Below are 15,045 nucleotides of genomic sequence, written 5' to 3' on the forward strand. Positions count from 1 at the left end.
AGAGCCCCGGTCCCCGGCCGGGGCTTTCTCGCGTTCCGGACAGAGTTGAGCCGACGGTTGGGTAATGGTTAGTCTGGCTCTATGCCACTTACCTTCGAGCTGGATCCCGCGTTCTCGCCCGCCCTGCGCGACGGCATCACCGCCCTGTGGGCCGACGTCAGCAACGCGGGCGGCGCCGTGGGCTTCGTCCCGCCGGTCACGGCTGAGGAGATCCGGCCCGAGCTGCTCAAGCACCTCGTCGCCATCGAGGAGGGCCGCACCCGGCTGCTGGTGGGCCGCGACGAGGACGGGGCCGTCGCCGCCACCGCCTTCCTCACGCTCAACACCCACCGGCTGATGACGCACTGGCTCTGGCTCTACACCGTCATGGTCCACCCCCGCCACCAGGGCCAGGGGTGCGGTCGCGACCTCATGGCCGCCACCGCCGGCGCGGCCCGCTCCATCGAGGGCATCGAGGCGATCCGCCTCACCTGCCGCGGCGGCACCGGCGCCGACCGCTTCTACGCCGCCTGCGGCTACAAGGAGGTCGGCCGCGTCCCAGGCGGCATCCGGGTCGCCCCGGGCGACGACCGCGACGACATCGTCATGCTGCTCCCGCTGGGCCCGGCGGGAGTCTGAGCCGGTGGGGGCCGGTGGGGGGCCGTGGGGCCGTAGGGGCCCGTGGGGACCCTCGGGAGCCTGCCCCGGGAACCCCCTGAACCCTGAGAATTCGGGTCATGCTTCACTGGACGGGCAGGAGTGTGTCGAGAGTTCCGACCGTTGATGGGAAGAGAGGGCCTGCCGTGTCCGCTGCCAAGCCGAGCGCGATGATCCGGTACACGGCGTTGCGCCTGTTGATCTTCGTGGGCTGCTTCTTCATCGCCGGTGTCGCCGTCCACTTCGGGCTGGTGCCCTCCGGCCTCGGCGGCTCCAACGTCGTCTGGGTCATGCTGCTCGGCCTCGTCCTCTCCGCCCCGCTCAGCTTCGTGCTGCTGCGCAAGCAGCGCGACGAGATGTCCGAGCAGATCGTCACCAAGGTCGACCGGACGAAGGCCCGCCTCGACGCCAACCGCACGCGCGAGGACGTCGTTCAGTAAGCTTCCTCACACACCGCGCCCGCCATCGGGCGCGCCCCGTGAACCGTCCCGCAGAGCCCCAGGCCGGAGCAGCCGCTCCCGTACTGGGGCTCTTGCCGTTTCCGGGCCACCATGAGGCGCTTTGTCCCATCTGCTGCCTGTCTCGCCCATGTCTCATGGTCAAAGAAAGGCTTTGAGGTTCCCAAAGTTCAAGTGTTAACGTGTTCGACATGAAGACAGCAGTGCGCCTCCGTCATGCCGCGAGCCCCCCGCTCGTGGCGCGCCTGCATGTCGATCTCTGCCGCTGTATGTCCGCGGTCTGTTGCCGCGAAGTCTGATACGGCATCATGCAGCGGCGCCGCCCTCGACGCGGGCGCCGCGACCCCGTCCCCGTTCCACCGCACGACCGTACGTCTGTCCTCGTACGTCCCGATGCGTCCCCACTGGAGTGTGTCCGTGTCCGCGAATTCCGCGTCCGCCGCCCCCGAGGCCGAGCAGCCGTCCACCGGCTCCGGCCCCGGTGCGCGTATACCCAAGGTCCCCTTCTGGGCCCAGATCGTCGCCGGTCTGGTCCTCGGTGTCCTGCTCGGCTGGCTGGCCCGCAGCCAGGACGTCTCCTGGCTCGTCACCACGCTCGACAAGGTCGGCTCGATCTTCGTCCAGCTGCTGAAGCTGGCCGTGGCCCCGCTGGTCTTCTTCGCGATCCTGGTGTCGATCACCAACCTGCGCAAGGTCAACAACGCGGCCCGGCTGGCGACCCGCACCCTGCTCTGGTTCATGATCACGTCGCTGATCGCGGTCGCCATCGGCCTCGTCATCGGGCTGGTGACCAACCCCGGCTCCGGCACCGGCCTGACGCCGAAGGACGGTGAGCTCCCCGAGCGCACCGGCAGCTGGATCGACTTCCTCACCGGCATCATCCCGACCGACGTGATCACGCCGTTCACCGAGCTGAACGTGCTCCAGATCGTCTTCATGGCGGCCGTCGCCGGTATCGCGGCCCTCAAGCTCGGCGACAAGGCCCAGCCGATCCTCACACTCAGCCAGTCGATCCTGGAGCTGCTGCAGAAGGCCCTGTGGTGGGTCATCCGCCTGGCCCCGCTCGGCACCGTCGGCCTCATCGGCTACGCCATCGCCACCTACGGCTGGGACCTGATCGGCAAGTACGCGACGTTCACCGCCGACGTCTACATCGGCTGCCTCCTGGTGATGTTCGGCGTCTACCCGCTGCTCCTGGCCACCGTCGCCAAGGTCAGCCCGCTCCAGTTCTTCAAGGGCGCCTGGCCCGCGATCCAGCTCGCCTTCGTCTCCCGCTCCTCGGTCGGCACCATGCCGGTCACCCAGCGGGTCACCGAGCGCCTCGGCGTTCCGAAGGAGTACGCCTCCTTCGCCGTCCCGTTCGGGGCGACCACGAAGATGGACGGCTGCGCCGCGATCTACCCGGCGCTGGCGGCGATCTTCGTCGCGCAGATCTTCGACGTCCAGCTGGGCATCGGTGACTACGTGCTCATCGCCTTCGTCTCGGTGATCGGCTCCGCCGCCACCGCCGGTCTCACCGGCGCGACGGTCATGCTGACCCTGACCCTCTCCACGCTGGGCCTCCCGCTGGAGGGCGTCGGCCTGCTGATGGCCATCGACCCGATCCTGGACATGATCCGCACCGCCGCCAACGTCACCGGCCAGGCGCTGGTCCCGGTCCTGGTCTCGGCCCGCGAGAAGATCCTCGACCACGACAAGTACAACTCGGCCTCGGCCTCCCCGATCGACGCGTTCGACGACGCCGACCGGGACGAGGACCGCGACCGTGCGTCGGCACCGAAGGACGCGGTTCCGGTCACGGCCTAGCGGCAGCGCTGCCCGTACGGCCCAGAGCGCCCCTGGTCCGCCTCCCCGCGAGGCGGACCAGGGGCGCTCGCGTGTGTGCACAGGCGCGGAGCCTCCGTACGGCGGAGGCCTGTCCGGCGCCGTACTCTTGGCCGGGGAGCAGGACCGTGGGGCGGGGAGGACGTCGGACGTGGGTGCGGTGACATGGGTGCGGTGAAGAGCAAACGGATGCCACGCGCCGTGCGCGAGCGGCAGATGATGGACGCCGCGGTGCAGACCTTCGGGCAGCGTGGCTACCGGGCCGCCTCGATGGACGAGATCGCGGAGCTGGCGGGCGTCTCCAAGCCCTTGGTCTACCTCTACCTGCACTCCAAGGAGGACCTCTTCTCCGCCTGCATCCGGCGCGAGGCGGAAGCCCTGGTGGCGGCGGTGCGGGCCGGGGTGGACCCGGAGCTGCCCGCCGACGGCCAACTCTGGTCGGGACTGCGGGCGTTCTTCACCCACACCGCGGAGAACCCGGACGGCTGGGCGGTCCTGCACCGCCAGGCGCGTTCCCACGGGGAGCCGTTCATCAGCGAGGTCGTGGTGATGCGCGACGAGATCGTCGCGTTCGTGACGGGCCTGATCGGCGCCGCCGCCCGCGAGGCGCACCGCGACCCCGCCCTCGCGGACCGGGACGTGGCGGGCCTCGCACAGGCCTTGGTGGGGGCCGCCGAGTCGCTGGCGGGCTGGGCCAACGACACCCCGGGCGTCTCGGCGAAGGAGGCCGCGGCGACGCTGATGAACTTCGCCTGGGCGGGCCTGGAGAACCTGATGCACGCCCGGCCGTGGCAGCCGCCGGTGGACGACGCGTCGTAGGAGTCCGTACGAGGGTCAGAGCGGCCGGACGCGGGTACGCAGGAGGCAGAAGACGTTGCCCTCCGGATCGGCCAGGACGTGCCAGCTCTCGTTCCCGGTCTGCCCGACGTCGGCGGGCCGGGCGCCGAGGGCGAGGAGCCGCTCCAGCTCGGCGTCCTGGTCGCGGTCGGTGGCGCTGACGTCGATGTGGAGCCGCACCTTCCCGGGCCGGGGCTCGCTGTTGGGGCTCAGGACGAGGGTGGGCTGCGGGCCGCCGAAGCCGGTGCCGGGCGGCCCGATCTCGATGGACCCGTCGCTCTCCCGGCCGATCTCGGCATAGCCGAGGACCTCGCTCCAGAACGCGGCGAGCCGCTCGGCGTCGGCGGCTTCGATGACCAGTTCACTGATGCGGCATGCCATGGCGGCCAGTGTAGGAACCCGGGGGCGCGAAATGGCCTGCCTCAGGAGGTGCGGGCCGGCCTGCCTCAGAGCGCTCGCGTCACCGTCCCGGTGAGGTGGACGCGTCCGCTCGCGCTGCGCAGGGCGAAGGCGTTCCCGGCCGGGTCGGCGGCGTACGTCACGGTGGCGGGGAGCAGGACGGGGGCCCTGAACTCGGCTCGTACGGTACGGAGTTCACCGGCCTGCTTGTCCGCCTCGGCCAGGCAGCGGGCCACCGTCCACATGCCGTGCGCGATGGCCCGGGGGAAGCCGAAGGGGCGGGCGGTGAGCGGGTGGAGGTGGATCGGATTACGGTCGCCGGAGACGGCTCCGTACCGCCGCCCGAGATCGCCGGGCAGCCGCCACTCGGCGATGGCGGGGAGTTCGGGGGCTTCCTCCCCGACTCTTGCGGCCGCCGTCTCGGCCTTCGGCGCGTGCCGTGAGAGATAGCCGCTGCGCGACTCCCAGACCAGCTCCCCGCCCACCCGCGCCTCGGTCACCATCGTGACCTCGGTGCCGCGCCGGTGAGCCGTCAACTCGGCTGCGTACACCGTCGGTTCGAGCGCTTCCCCCGGCTGCACGGGCCGGTGACTGCTGATCTCGATCCAGGTGTGGACGAGCCCGACGACCGGCAGCGGGAAGTCCCGCCCGGTCATCAGCCGCATGGCGAGCGGAAAGGCCAGGACATGTGGGTATGTGAGCGGGAGCGGGCCGGATTCCGGTGCCGGAAAGCCGCAGATCCTTCGGTACGCGGCCAGGGGGCCGGGTGCGGCGGGAGCAGCCGGGAGGGTGAGGCGGTCGGTGGGCAGGGTCGCGCCCGGTCGGCCGGGGTGCTTGAACGGTGAGGTGACGGCCCCGCGGACGAGGGAGGCGCTGAGGGAGGTCATCGCGCTCACGCTCCCAGGAGGCTCTGGCCGCAGACCCGCAGCACCTGGCCGTTGACGGCGGTGGAGTCGGGCTGGGCGAACCAGGCGACGGCCTCGGCGACATCGACCGGAAGGCCGCCCTGGGAAAGGGAGTTCATACGGCGGCCCGCCTCGCGGATGAAGAGCGGTACGGCGGCCGTCATCTTCGTCTCGATGAAGCCGGGCGCGACCGCGTTGACGGTGACGCCGTGGTCGGCGGCGGCGCGCGGCCCGAGCGAGCGGACCAGGCCTATGATCCCGGCCTTGCTCGCGGCGTAGTTGGTCTGCCCGGTGTTGCCGGCGATGCCCGCGATGGAGGCGGTGGCGACGATCCGGCCGCCGCGCGTGATGGTGCCCGCCTTGAGCAGCTCGTCGGTGGTGCGGAGCACGCTGTCCAGGTTGACCTCGATCACCGACGCCCAGCGGTCGGCCGGCATGTTGGCGAGGCGGCGGTCGCGGGTGATGCCCGCGTTGTGGACGAGGACGCCGAGCCCGTCGGGTGCGGCCGCGGCGATGCGGTCGGCGGCGTCGGGTGCGGTGATGTCCAGGGGGAGGGCGGTGGCGCCGAGCCGGTCGGCGGTACGTTCCAGCTCCTCGCGGGCTCCCGGTACGTCCAGGGCGATGACCCGGGCCCCGTCGCGGGCGAGCACCGAGGCGACGGCCGCGCCGATGCCCCGGGCGGCCCCGGTGACCAGGGCGGTGCGGCCGGTGAGGGGTGCGGCCGGGTCGGTGATCGGGGCGGGGGCGGAGCCGGAGTCGGGGGCGGCGGAGGTCAGCTCGATGACCTGGCCGCTGACGTAGGCGGAGCGGGGCGAGAGCAGGAAGCGGAGGGTGGACCCGGCGGCGTGGGCGCTCGCCCCGCCCGGAATCCGTGCGACCGGAATCCGTACGAGCTGCACGGTGGAGCCCCGCCCGATCTCCTTGCCCAGCGACCGGACGAACCCTTCCAACGCCTGCTGGGTGGCGGCCTGGTGGTGGTCGTCGGGCGACGGCACCGTACCGAGGACGACGATCCGCCCGCCCGGCGCGAGGGAGCGGACGACGGGGTGCAGGGCGGCGTGGACGTCCCCGAGCCCGGCGGCGGTGGCGACCCCGGTGGCGTCGAGGACGATCGCGGCGGGGCGGTCGGCGCGCTCGGTGACGGTGAGCCCTGAAGTCCTCAGGGCCTCCGCCACCCCCGTGACCGCCGACGCCCCCGCCGTCAGGTGCAGCAGCGACCCGTCCAGGTGCGGGGTCTCCAGGGTCCAGCGGCGCAGCGGGGCGGGCTGCGGGAGGCCGAGGCGGCGGGTGAGGAAGCGGCCGGGTGCTGTGCCGGTGAGGTGCAGATAGCGATCGGCCATTGTCCTGACTCCCTGCTCGGTCGTAGATTTACTCCAGAGTAAGGTTACTCAAGAGTCAGGAGCTGGTCGAGATGAACGATCCCGGACGGGCGCTTCCCGGACGGACGATCCCCGTGGGAACGGCTTCCGGACGGACGATCCCCGTGGGAACGGCTTCCGTACGGACGACTCCCGTACGCACGGCCCCCGGACGGACTCCATGAACATCCCCGCCCCCCGCCGCGTCGCGGTCATCGGCGGCAGCCGTACTCCCTTTGCCCGCTCGGACGGCCCGTACGCGACCGCCTCCAACCAGGACCTGCTGACGGCCGCGCTCGGCGGCCTGGTCGAGCGGTACGGCCTGGCCGGGGAGCGGGTGGGGGAGTTCGTGGCGGGCGCGGTCCTCAAGCACAGCCGCGACTTCAACCTGGCCCGCGAGACCGTCCTCGGCTCCGCGCTGGACCCGCGCACACCGGCGTACGACATCCAGCAGGCGTGCGGTACGGGCCTCCAGGCCGTGATCGCCGCCGCCAACAAGATCGCCCTGGGTGCCGTGGACTCGGCCGTCGCGGGCGGCTCCGACACCACGAGCGACGCCCCGCTCGGCGTCAACGACGACCTGCGCCGCATCCTGCTCGCCGCCCGCCGCGCGAGGACGACGCCCGCCCGCCTCAAGGCCCTGTCCGCCGTACGCCCCCGCCACCTGGTCCCCGACATCCCGCGCAACGCCGAGCCGCGCACCGGCCTGTCCATGGGCGAGCACGCGGCCCGTACCGCCCGCCGCTGGGCGGTGAGCCGCGAGGACCAGGACCGGCTGGCCGCCACGAGCCACCAGCGCCTGGCGGCGGCGTACGAACGCGGCTTCCTGGACGACCTCGTCGTCCCGTACCGGGGCCTGACCCGCGACCAGAACCTCCGCCCCACCTCCACACCCGAGCAACTCGCCAAGCTGAAGCCGGTGTTCGGCACATCCGGGGACAACCCCACCATGACAGCCGGCAACTCCACCCCCCTCACGGACGGCGCGGCGACGGTCCTCCTGGCGAGCGAGGAGTGGGCGCGGGAGCGCGGCTTCGAGCCCCTGGCCTACCTCACCCTCTACGAGACGGCGGCGGTGGACTACGTCGACGGCGACGACGGCCTCCTCATGGCCCCGGCGTACGCGGTGCCGCGCCTGCTGGAGCGGGCGGGCCTGGGCATCGAGGACTTCGACCTGTACGAGATCCATGAGGCGTTCGCCTCCCAGGTGCTGGCCACCCTCGCCGCCTGGGAGAAGCAGGGCCTGTCCCCGCTGGACCGGACCCGCCTGAACGTGGCCGGGTCCTCGCTGGCGACGGGCCACCCGTTCGCCGCCACGGGGGCACGGATCGTCGCAACGCTGGCCAAGCTGCTCGCGGAACGGGAGGCCCCGGGACGGGGGCTGATCTCGGTCTGCGCGGCGGGCGGCCAGGGCGTGACGGCCATCCTGGAACGCCCGTAAGGACTTTGGTGATCTGCCGGACGGACGACCCGGCGACGAAGACCCGCCCGACCCCCCGCCACTGAGGAGCCGCACGTGTCAACGCCTTCACCCGCCCCGACATCCGCCCCCACGCCCACGTTGGTGGAACCGACGAAGAAGAGGGGCCCGGACGGCCGGGTCCAGGAGGTCTCCGTACCGGCGTTCGCGCCCCCGGTCCTGCGGGGTTCGCTGGCAGAGATCCCGTTCGACAACGCCCGTGAGGCCCCGGCGGAGGCGGTGCTGAGCCGCAAGGACGCCGACTCCACCTGGCACGACGTGACGGCGGCCGAGTTCGCCGCCGAGGTGCTGGCGGTGGCGAAGGGCCTGATGGCGGAGGGGCTGCGAGCGGGGGACCGGGTCGCGATCATGGCCCGTACGACGTACGAGTGGACGCTGCTGGACTTCGCGGCCTGGGCGGCCGGCCTGGTGACGGTCCCCATCTACCCCACCTCCTCCGCCTTCCAGGCCCGCTGGATCCTCCAGGACTCGGGCGCGGTGGCGTGCGCGGTGGAGACGAAGGAGCAGGGCCGCCTGATCAGCCAGGAGCGCAAGCAGCTGGGCGATCTGGCGCACCTGTGGCAGTTCGACACGGGGGCGATCGGCCACCTGAAGTCGCTGGGGAAGGACATCCCCGACGAGGCGGTGTCGGCGCGCCGCGCAACGTTGGAACCGGAGTCCCCCGCCACGCTCATCTACACCTCGGGCACGACGGGCCGCCCGAAGGGCTGCGTCCTCACCCACGGCAACTTCTTCGCCGAGGTGGACAACGCGATCGAGCTTCTCCACCCGGTCTTCAAGTCGGTCTCGAAGGACCCGGCCTCCACGCTCCTCTTCCTCCCCCTCTCCCACGTCTTCGGGAGGATGGTGGCGATCGGCTGCATGAGGGCGCGAGTCCGCCTGGGCCACGCCCCCTCCATCCAGACGGAGGACCTCCTGGCCGACCTGGCGGGCTTCCGTCCCACCTTCCTCCTGGCCATCCCGTACGTACTGGAGAAGGTCTACAACACGGGCCGGGCGACGGCCGAGAAGATGGGCCGGGCGTCGTCGTTCGACCGCGCGGCCCGTATCGCGCAGCGCTACGGCAAGGCGGTCGAGGCCGCCGAACACGGCACGGGCCCCGGCCCTGGCCTCGGCCTGCGCGCGGCCCGCGCCCTGTACGACCCCCTGGTCTACCGCCGGATCCGGGCGGCGCTGGGCGGCAAGGTCCGGTACGTGATCTGCGGCGGCTCCCCGCTGGGCCGCCGGCTCGCCTCCTTTTACGAGGGCGCCGGCATCGGCATCTTCGAGGGGTACGGCCTGACGGAGACGACGGCGGCCCACACGGTGACCCCACCCCTCAAACCCCGCCTGGGGACGGTGGGTTGGCCGCTGCCCGGTACGTCGGTACGCATCGCGGACGACGGCGAGGTGCTGCTGCGGGGCGGCCAGGTGTTCCGGGGCTACTGGGACACGGAGCGCGCGGAGCCGGTCCCGTACCTCCTGGACGGCGACTGGTTCCCGACGGGCGACCTCGGCACGCTGGACGAGGACGGCTACCTGACGATCACGGGCCGCAAGAAGGACATCATCATCACGTCGGGCGGCAAGAACGTCACCCCCGCCCCCTTGGAGGACTGGCTCCGCGCGCACCCCCTGGTCAGCCAGTGCATGGTGGTCGGCGACAACCGCTCGTACATCACGGCCCTGATCACCCTGGAGCCGGACGGCCTCCAGCACTGGCGCCAGATGGTGAAGAAACAGGACGTGCCGCTAAGGGAGTTGGTCGACGACGAGGAGCTGCGCACGTCGCTCCAGAAGGCGGTGGACGAGGCGAACCGCCTGGTGTCGAGGGCGGAGTCGATCCGCAAGTTCGTGGTCCTGCCGGTGGACTTCACGGAGGAGCGGGGGCACTTGACGCCGTCGCTGAAGCTGAAGCGGGACGCGATCGCGCGGGACTTCGCGGGGGAGATCGAGGGGCTGTACCGGCGGCGGTGAGGGGTCGAGGTGCCTTGATCGTGAGCCAGGCGCGCTGATCACGAGCGGTGGTCGTTTGGCTGCCGCGTCCATCGCTTCACGCATGCTTGAAGCCCTGCGCCCGCATCGTGCGGTCGAGGTGCCAGAACGTCTTGTCGATGGCGTGGCGCGGAAAGGTGAGGGTGTGGGGGGTGATGGCTGCGGGGATGAACTCGCAGCCCTCCTCGGCCAGTACCAGGACGCGATCGAAGCCGCAGCGCCCCTGGAAGAGTCCGATCTCATGAATGACGTTCTGGCGTGCGACGCGGTGTCCTTCGCTGGTGGCGTCCTCGGCGGTCAGCACGCAGATGGCGAAGTCGCACCGCTGAAGGTAGTCGCTGAGTGCCTCGGTGACCGGGCGGCTGCCCCAGGCGTCCGACTCGAAGGAGTAGACCGGTACGCCGAAGCGCTGCTCGACAAATGCCTTCACCGCCAGCCATTCCGGGTTTCTGCCGTGAGCGACGAACACGCCGCCGGGGAGCGCGGCGGTGCGCCGGGCCGCGTCCACCGAACGGATGAAGTCGGCTGTCACTTCGGCCAGTTGAGCGTGCCCGTGGCTACCGACGTAACGCAGTTTGTGACGGGCCAGGGTCATACCGAGGATGGCTCCCAGCTCGATCTGCAGGCGGTCACCGGTGAGGACGGCGAGCAGCCCCGCCGCGAAGACGTCGCCTGCCCCGGTGGCGTCCTCGATCTGGTCGTCGGCGAGTACGGCCTGCGGGTAGAAGCTGCCCAGGGCCTTGCCCATTTCCCGGCGCCAGGTCTGGATACCGGTGCGGCGCTTGACCACGATCACGCTGCGGTCACCGGCCACATGTTCCAGCAACCGTGCGGCGATGTCCTCGTCGGAGTCCGCGGGTGCCCGTTGGCCCAGTTCACGGAACTCGCGGTGATTCAGGAGCAGATAGTCGGCCAGAGCCACCATGCCCCGTACCTCGGGTGTCGGCGAGAGGCTCCACACGTGACCAGGGTCGAAGCTGATCCGCGTCGAGGGGTTGACCCTCTTCACCTCATGGAGCAGGGCCAGCAGCGTCCCGGGGGTGCGCTCGTCGAGGAAGGAGGTGACATGGACGACCCGCGCGGAGGCCAGATAGCGGACGAGGTCGTCGAAGGAGCGCTCAAGGTGGTCCGCCATCGCGGCGTTCGCACCCGCATGGGTGAGCAGGGTGCGCTCACCGTCCTCGGTGAAGGAGAAACACACTCCGCACAGGCGCGTGTCGTCGGGGAAGACCATCTGGTGATCGACGCCCATGGCCTCCAGATGTGCGAGAGCTGACAGGCCTGGGCCTGGGACCCGGCCGGCGACTCCCACATAGCCCAGACGCAGGTCGAGCTGGAGTTGCGCGAGGGTGTTGATCGCGTTGAACGCGGAACCGCCCAGAGCAGTTTGGAGCGACGCGGCATCCGTCGCCTCCAAGGCCGCGTACACGATGTGCTCGTCCACCGCGGTCTCGGTTCCCCACTCGGGCACCGGCCGGCCCTCGTCCAGGAGGCCGACGATGCGGGTGCTCAAAGCGGCCCCGGAGCCGGCTTCCTGCGCGGCGGCGCGGGAGGCGGTGGTGATGTAGTCGAGGTTGAGCGCACCGATCCCGACCACATCCAGAGCGAAATCGGAGGCGGGCTTTTCCGGCCGATCCGCGCTCAGATCAATGGTCATATCGGCCACCACCGCGCACAAAACCTTCCCTCACGAGCATTCTCTCCAACTCCCAGAAAGTGGCGTCCATGCGACCGGGTGCGAAGTCGAGGCGAATCAGTCCGGCAATGTTCGACGGCGCTTCACAGCCTTCCTCGGCCAGGATCGCCACGCGTCCGAAGCCGTAGTATCCCTGGAAGATGCCGACTTGGTGAACGATGTCCTCGCTGGCCCTACGGCCTCCGCCCGCCATCAGCCGCGAGGCCGACAGCACGCACACGGCGAATCCGCACCGCCCGAGCCGCTGACGCATCAACCGGGCGTACTCGTCTCCGCCCGACGCGTCTCGCGCCAAAGCGTGCACGGGCAGGTGGCAGTCCTCTTGCAGGAACCGACGCAGCGACCCCAGATCGGCGCCGTCGTCGTGCGCGACCAGTACACCCGGGGGCCGGGTGCCCGGGCCGGTCAGCTTCTCGGTGGATTGCAGAAAGCCTTGGTCCAGACGCGGAGAACCCACCTCCGGCGCATGCTGATGGTGCAGGCGGTGTCGGGCGAGGGTCAGCCCGATGTAGGACCCCAATTCCACCTGTATGCGTCGTGACAGCAATGCGGTGAGCACTGCGGCGGCAAACACGTCCCCGGCGCCGGTCGCGTCCTCGATCGCCGTCTCATGACCGGGCCGCTGTAGCTGGAAACGCTGCGCCAGCACCCCGGCCGCCGAGGAACGGAAGACCTCGACCAGGTCGTAACGTTTGGTGACGAATACGGTGCAGTCCGCACCGCACAGGTCCAGAACTCGGCCGGCCAGAATATCGTCGGATTCCCCCGGTTCGTAATCTCCCAGTGCTTTGAGTTCCCGGTGGTTCATGAACAGGAGATCGCTCAGAGCCAGGATTCCGTCGATGCTGTCGGTGCGATGTTCCGCCCAGTCGTAACCCGGGTCGAAACTGATCCGCAGGTGGGGATTGAGCCGTCGTGCCGCGGTGAGTACCTCCAGCATGAGCGGAGGCGTCACTCTGTCCAGGAACGAGGTGACGTGCACGACCTGGGCGCGCGCCAGATAGGCCGCAATGGCCTCCCCGTTGTCGCGCAGATGCTCGGCCATGGTGAAGTTCGCTCCGGGATGAGTCAGCATGACCCGCTCGACATCATCGAGGAAGGAGAGGCACATGCCGCTCAACCGGTCACTTCGACGTGCCACCCACCGCCGGTCTATCCCCAGAAGATCCATCTGCCGGATGAAGGACAACCCGGGCGTCTCGATCCGCCCAGCGACTCCTACATAGCCGAGGCGGATATCCACACGCATCTGTGCGAGTGCGAAAATGGTGATCCACGCGGAACCGCCCAACGAGGCGTCCAATGAGGATGCGCCCAGCCGCTCGATGGCCTTCGTGATGACGGCCTCATCGACGGGTCCCTCGATGTTCCACTCGAACCGGGCTGTCGATTCGGAGATCTGCTCGGCCATCTTCTGCGACAGCCGCGAGGCACTGGCGATCAGGTCCACGTTCAACGCCCCGAATCCCACAATTTCCGGACTGCGCTCCGGGCACACGCCGTTGTCGTCCGGCCCCACGGCCGCCCCCTCACCAGTGCACCAGCCAACGGGTCCGTTCCAGGTGCGCTATACCCGGACGGCGAGGCGAACTACCCTCGGCGCCGCGCGGGCTGGAGGGGCGTGCTGCAGGGTCCGCGCCCGGGCTCGGGCTTCGGGCTTCGAGCTTCGGGATTTCGGGGTTCGAGTTTCAGAGGCCGGTCGGTTCGCTCTTTCGGGGGTACGTGGGCGGGGTCCGGCCCGAAGCTCGGGCCCCGGGACGCGGGCGTCGGGATGCGAGCTTCGGGATTCGAGCGCCTTCTTTAACTGGCGGGTGAGATTGGGGGTTAGGGGAAACCTCCCCTACCTCCCTGACCCCGTAACGGCGAGCAAGTATGACTAATCGTGACAGCTTGCGGCGGAGCGTCACGAGTGCTTACGGTTCGAGAACTAAACGACCCCGACACGGTGTGTCACCACCAGGCCGGGGTCTGACCGCAAGATCGATCCCGCGAAAGGCGATCCCGTGGCTACACAGCACACTAGCTCCGCCCTGCCCGCCCCCGCACGCTCCGCCCCGTACCCGATGGCCAAGCCCGGCTACGGCAAACGTTCCGCACCCGGCCAACCTGAGCGCACGCCGCGCGACTTCAGCCTTCTCCCTGTGCGCGAGCGGTACGTCGCCGCGTACGTCGACCACCTCCCCGAGGGCGCGGCGATGAGCGTGAAGGAGCTGGCCAAGCAGCTCCCGCTCTACGGGCAGCAAGCCATCAGCAGCGCCCTGACGGCTCTGTCGGTGGCCGGGCACCTGCGGCGCGTACGGTGTGCGGTCGGCGCGGGTGACGAGATGCGGTGGGTCTTCCGCACCTTCTGGTCCCGCACCGCCCACGACAACGAGTGGTGGACCGCCTACCTCACCACCGAGAAGGCCACCCACGCCGTGAGCCCCGCACCGGATGCCCCGGCCCCCGACACGCCTCCGCCGCCGCCCTGGGTCCCGGACGAGGAACCACCGCCCGCGCCGGAGGGCGCTGGTGCGGAAGGGGCCCCCGAGGGCAACGTCGTACCGCGTCAACGCACTCAGGCTGAGGCACAGGCACAGGCACAGGCGCAGGCGCCGGACGCGGAGCCAGCCGCCCCGGACGCGGCTCCCGCTCAGGCCCCGGCGACCCCTCACTCCTCCGAAGCCGCCCCTTCCCCTGCGTACCTCGCCCTGGCCCGCCTCGGCCACGAGGACCGGCGCCTGCCCCTCTCCGCCGGCGACTGCGCAGCACTGGAGCCCCTGGCGGCGGAGTGGCTCGCCCGGGGTGTCAGCGTGGACTACCTGATCAGCGCCCTCACCGCAGGACTCCCCGCCCAGGTCGACAGCCCCCTCGGCTTCATCCGCAAACGCCTCACCGACAAGATCCCGCCCCGAATCCCCACCGCAGACAGCACCTCACCCGGCACCCCCGGCCCTGCACCAGCCCGCCGCATCCTCATCGAATGCACCGACTGCGGCCGCCCCGGCCAACCAGAAGCCCTCCCCGACGGCCTCTGCCGCCCCTGCCGCACCACCCACCAACCCAACACCGACAACACCGACCAAGCCCCCGTCGACCCCACCGAGGCCACCGACATCGAGGCCCGCATGGCCAACCTCCGCGACCTGCTCAGAACCGTCTGAGGCCGACGGGCGGCGGATTCCCCCCTTGCCAACTCGGAGAATTGGGAGCCCCTTTGTGGTCGGCGAGGGCAGAATTGCTTCCGACATACACAGCACCGAGCACAGCCTGCTCGCACCTCGGGGGAGATGTGTCCGTTTCTCAAGAAGTGAGTAAAGGCGAGCCTCCGCCCGCGTAAACCCGCAGGTCACGAACTGTGGTCCCCGCCCACGCGGGGGACGGGGGACCATGGTGGTGCAACCGGCCGCCGAGAGACAGAGGTAGGGCAACGATGGTCGCGTTCCACGCACCCGCACTCGACGGACTCGCCCGCAACCCGGCGCTCCCGACACCGCTG

Annotated in this window: 12 protein-coding genes; 7 read left to right on the forward strand and 5 right to left on the reverse strand. The window is 70.4% G+C overall.

Annotated elements, in window-relative coordinates; genetic code table 11:
* Nucleotides 1-81 precede the first annotated feature (81 nt).
* The 4 genes from R2B67_RS20810 (at nucleotide 82) to R2B67_RS20825 (ending at nucleotide 3,737) form a co-directional block, all read left to right on the forward strand.
* Nucleotides 82-618 (forward strand): GNAT family N-acetyltransferase, encoded by a 537-nt coding sequence (locus R2B67_RS20810; RefSeq protein ID WP_317820139.1) that lies wholly within the window; start codon nucleotides 82-84, stop codon nucleotides 616-618.
* A 164-nt stretch (nucleotides 619-782) separates the two neighbouring features.
* Nucleotides 783-1,076, forward strand: coding sequence for a DUF4229 domain-containing protein (locus R2B67_RS20815; RefSeq protein ID WP_026241617.1), 294 nt, complete (start codon nucleotides 783-785; stop codon nucleotides 1,074-1,076).
* Nucleotides 1,077-1,511: 435 nt separating this feature from the next.
* Nucleotides 1,512-2,900 carry a dicarboxylate/amino acid:cation symporter gene (locus R2B67_RS20820; protein ID WP_317820142.1) on the forward strand — a complete coding sequence of 463 codons (1,389 nt, stop codon included), beginning with the start codon at nucleotides 1,512-1,514 and terminating at the stop codon, nucleotides 2,898-2,900.
* A gap of 183 nt (nucleotides 2,901-3,083) precedes the next feature.
* On the forward strand, nucleotides 3,084-3,737 hold the full coding sequence (locus R2B67_RS20825; RefSeq protein WP_018512705.1) for a TetR/AcrR family transcriptional regulator: 654 nt from the start codon (nucleotides 3,084-3,086) through the stop codon (nucleotides 3,735-3,737).
* Nucleotides 3,738-3,752: 15 nt separating this feature from the next.
* Here R2B67_RS20825 and R2B67_RS20830 read toward each other — a convergent pair whose 3' ends face one another.
* The 3 genes from R2B67_RS20830 to R2B67_RS20840 all read right to left on the reverse strand — a co-directional run bounded on the left by R2B67_RS20830 (nucleotide 3,753) and on the right by R2B67_RS20840 (nucleotide 6,399).
* Entirely contained in the window at nucleotides 3,753-4,136 is a 384-nt protein-coding gene (locus R2B67_RS20830; RefSeq protein WP_317820145.1) for a VOC family protein, read from the reverse strand.
* Between the two features lie 65 nt (nucleotides 4,137-4,201).
* Nucleotides 4,202-5,041: a MaoC family dehydratase gene (locus R2B67_RS20835; protein WP_317820147.1), complete on the reverse strand. Its 840-nt coding sequence runs from the start codon at nucleotides 5,039-5,041 to the stop codon at nucleotides 4,202-4,204.
* Between the two features lie 5 nt (nucleotides 5,042-5,046).
* Entirely contained in the window at nucleotides 5,047-6,399 is a 1,353-nt protein-coding gene (locus R2B67_RS20840) for a 3-oxoacyl-ACP reductase (RefSeq protein WP_317820149.1), read from the reverse strand.
* A gap of 199 nt (nucleotides 6,400-6,598) precedes the next feature.
* On the opposite strand from R2B67_RS20840, the gene R2B67_RS20845 reads away from it, so the two are divergent.
* Together R2B67_RS20845 and R2B67_RS20850 are read left to right on the forward strand one after the other, a co-directional pair.
* Nucleotides 6,599-7,858: an acetyl-CoA C-acetyltransferase gene (locus R2B67_RS20845; RefSeq protein ID WP_317820151.1), complete on the forward strand. Its 1,260-nt coding sequence runs from the start codon at nucleotides 6,599-6,601 to the stop codon at nucleotides 7,856-7,858.
* 75 nt (nucleotides 7,859-7,933) lie between these two features.
* Nucleotides 7,934-9,853 carry an AMP-dependent synthetase/ligase gene (locus R2B67_RS20850; RefSeq protein WP_317820153.1) on the forward strand — a complete coding sequence of 640 codons (1,920 nt, stop codon included), beginning with the start codon at nucleotides 7,934-7,936 and terminating at the stop codon, nucleotides 9,851-9,853.
* A gap of 76 nt (nucleotides 9,854-9,929) precedes the next feature.
* Here R2B67_RS20850 and R2B67_RS20855 read toward each other — a convergent pair whose 3' ends face one another.
* Entirely contained in the window at nucleotides 9,930-11,528 is a 1,599-nt protein-coding gene (locus R2B67_RS20855; RefSeq protein WP_317820155.1) for a PfkB family carbohydrate kinase, read from the reverse strand.
* On the reverse strand, nucleotides 11,518-13,086 hold the full coding sequence (locus R2B67_RS20860) for a PfkB family carbohydrate kinase (RefSeq protein WP_317820156.1): 1,569 nt from the start codon (nucleotides 13,084-13,086) through the stop codon (nucleotides 11,518-11,520). The genes R2B67_RS20855 and R2B67_RS20860 overlap by 11 nt, the downstream gene beginning before the upstream one ends.
* A gap of 484 nt (nucleotides 13,087-13,570) precedes the next feature.
* Here R2B67_RS20860 and R2B67_RS20865 point away from each other — a divergent pair, with 484 nt between their 5' ends.
* Nucleotides 13,571-14,710 carry a MarR family transcriptional regulator gene (locus R2B67_RS20865; protein WP_317820157.1) on the forward strand — a complete coding sequence of 380 codons (1,140 nt, stop codon included), beginning with the start codon at nucleotides 13,571-13,573 and terminating at the stop codon, nucleotides 14,708-14,710.
* The last annotated feature ends 335 nt before the right edge of the window (nucleotides 14,711-15,045 follow it).

This window comes from Streptomyces cyaneofuscatus (assembly GCF_033109485.1).
GTDB lineage: Bacteria > Actinomycetota > Actinomycetes > Streptomycetales > Streptomycetaceae > Streptomyces > Streptomyces cyaneofuscatus.

Bases quoted from the DNA above. Each gene is read 5' to 3' on its own strand.
- R2B67_RS20835 (WP_317820147.1), bottom strand. From the start codon at position 5,041: ATGACCTCCCTCAGCGCCTCCCTCGTCCGCGGGGCCGTCACCTCACCG.
- R2B67_RS20840 (WP_317820149.1), bottom strand. From the start codon at position 6,399: ATGGCCGATCGCTATCTGCACCTCACCGGCACAGCACCCGGCCGCTTC.
- R2B67_RS20845 (WP_317820151.1), top strand. From the start codon at position 6,599: ATGAACATCCCCGCCCCCCGCCGCGTCGCGGTCATCGGCGGCAGCCGT.
- R2B67_RS20825 (WP_018512705.1), top strand. From the start codon at position 3,084: ATGGGTGCGGTGAAGAGCAAACGGATGCCACGCGCCGTGCGCGAGCGG.
- R2B67_RS20855 (WP_317820155.1), bottom strand. From the start codon at position 11,528: ATGACCATTGATCTGAGCGCGGATCGGCCGGAAAAGCCCGCCTCCGAT.
- R2B67_RS20810 (WP_317820139.1), top strand. From the start codon at position 82: ATGCCACTTACCTTCGAGCTGGATCCCGCGTTCTCGCCCGCCCTGCGC.
- R2B67_RS20830 (WP_317820145.1), bottom strand. From the start codon at position 4,136: ATGGCATGCCGCATCAGTGAACTGGTCATCGAAGCCGCCGACGCCGAG.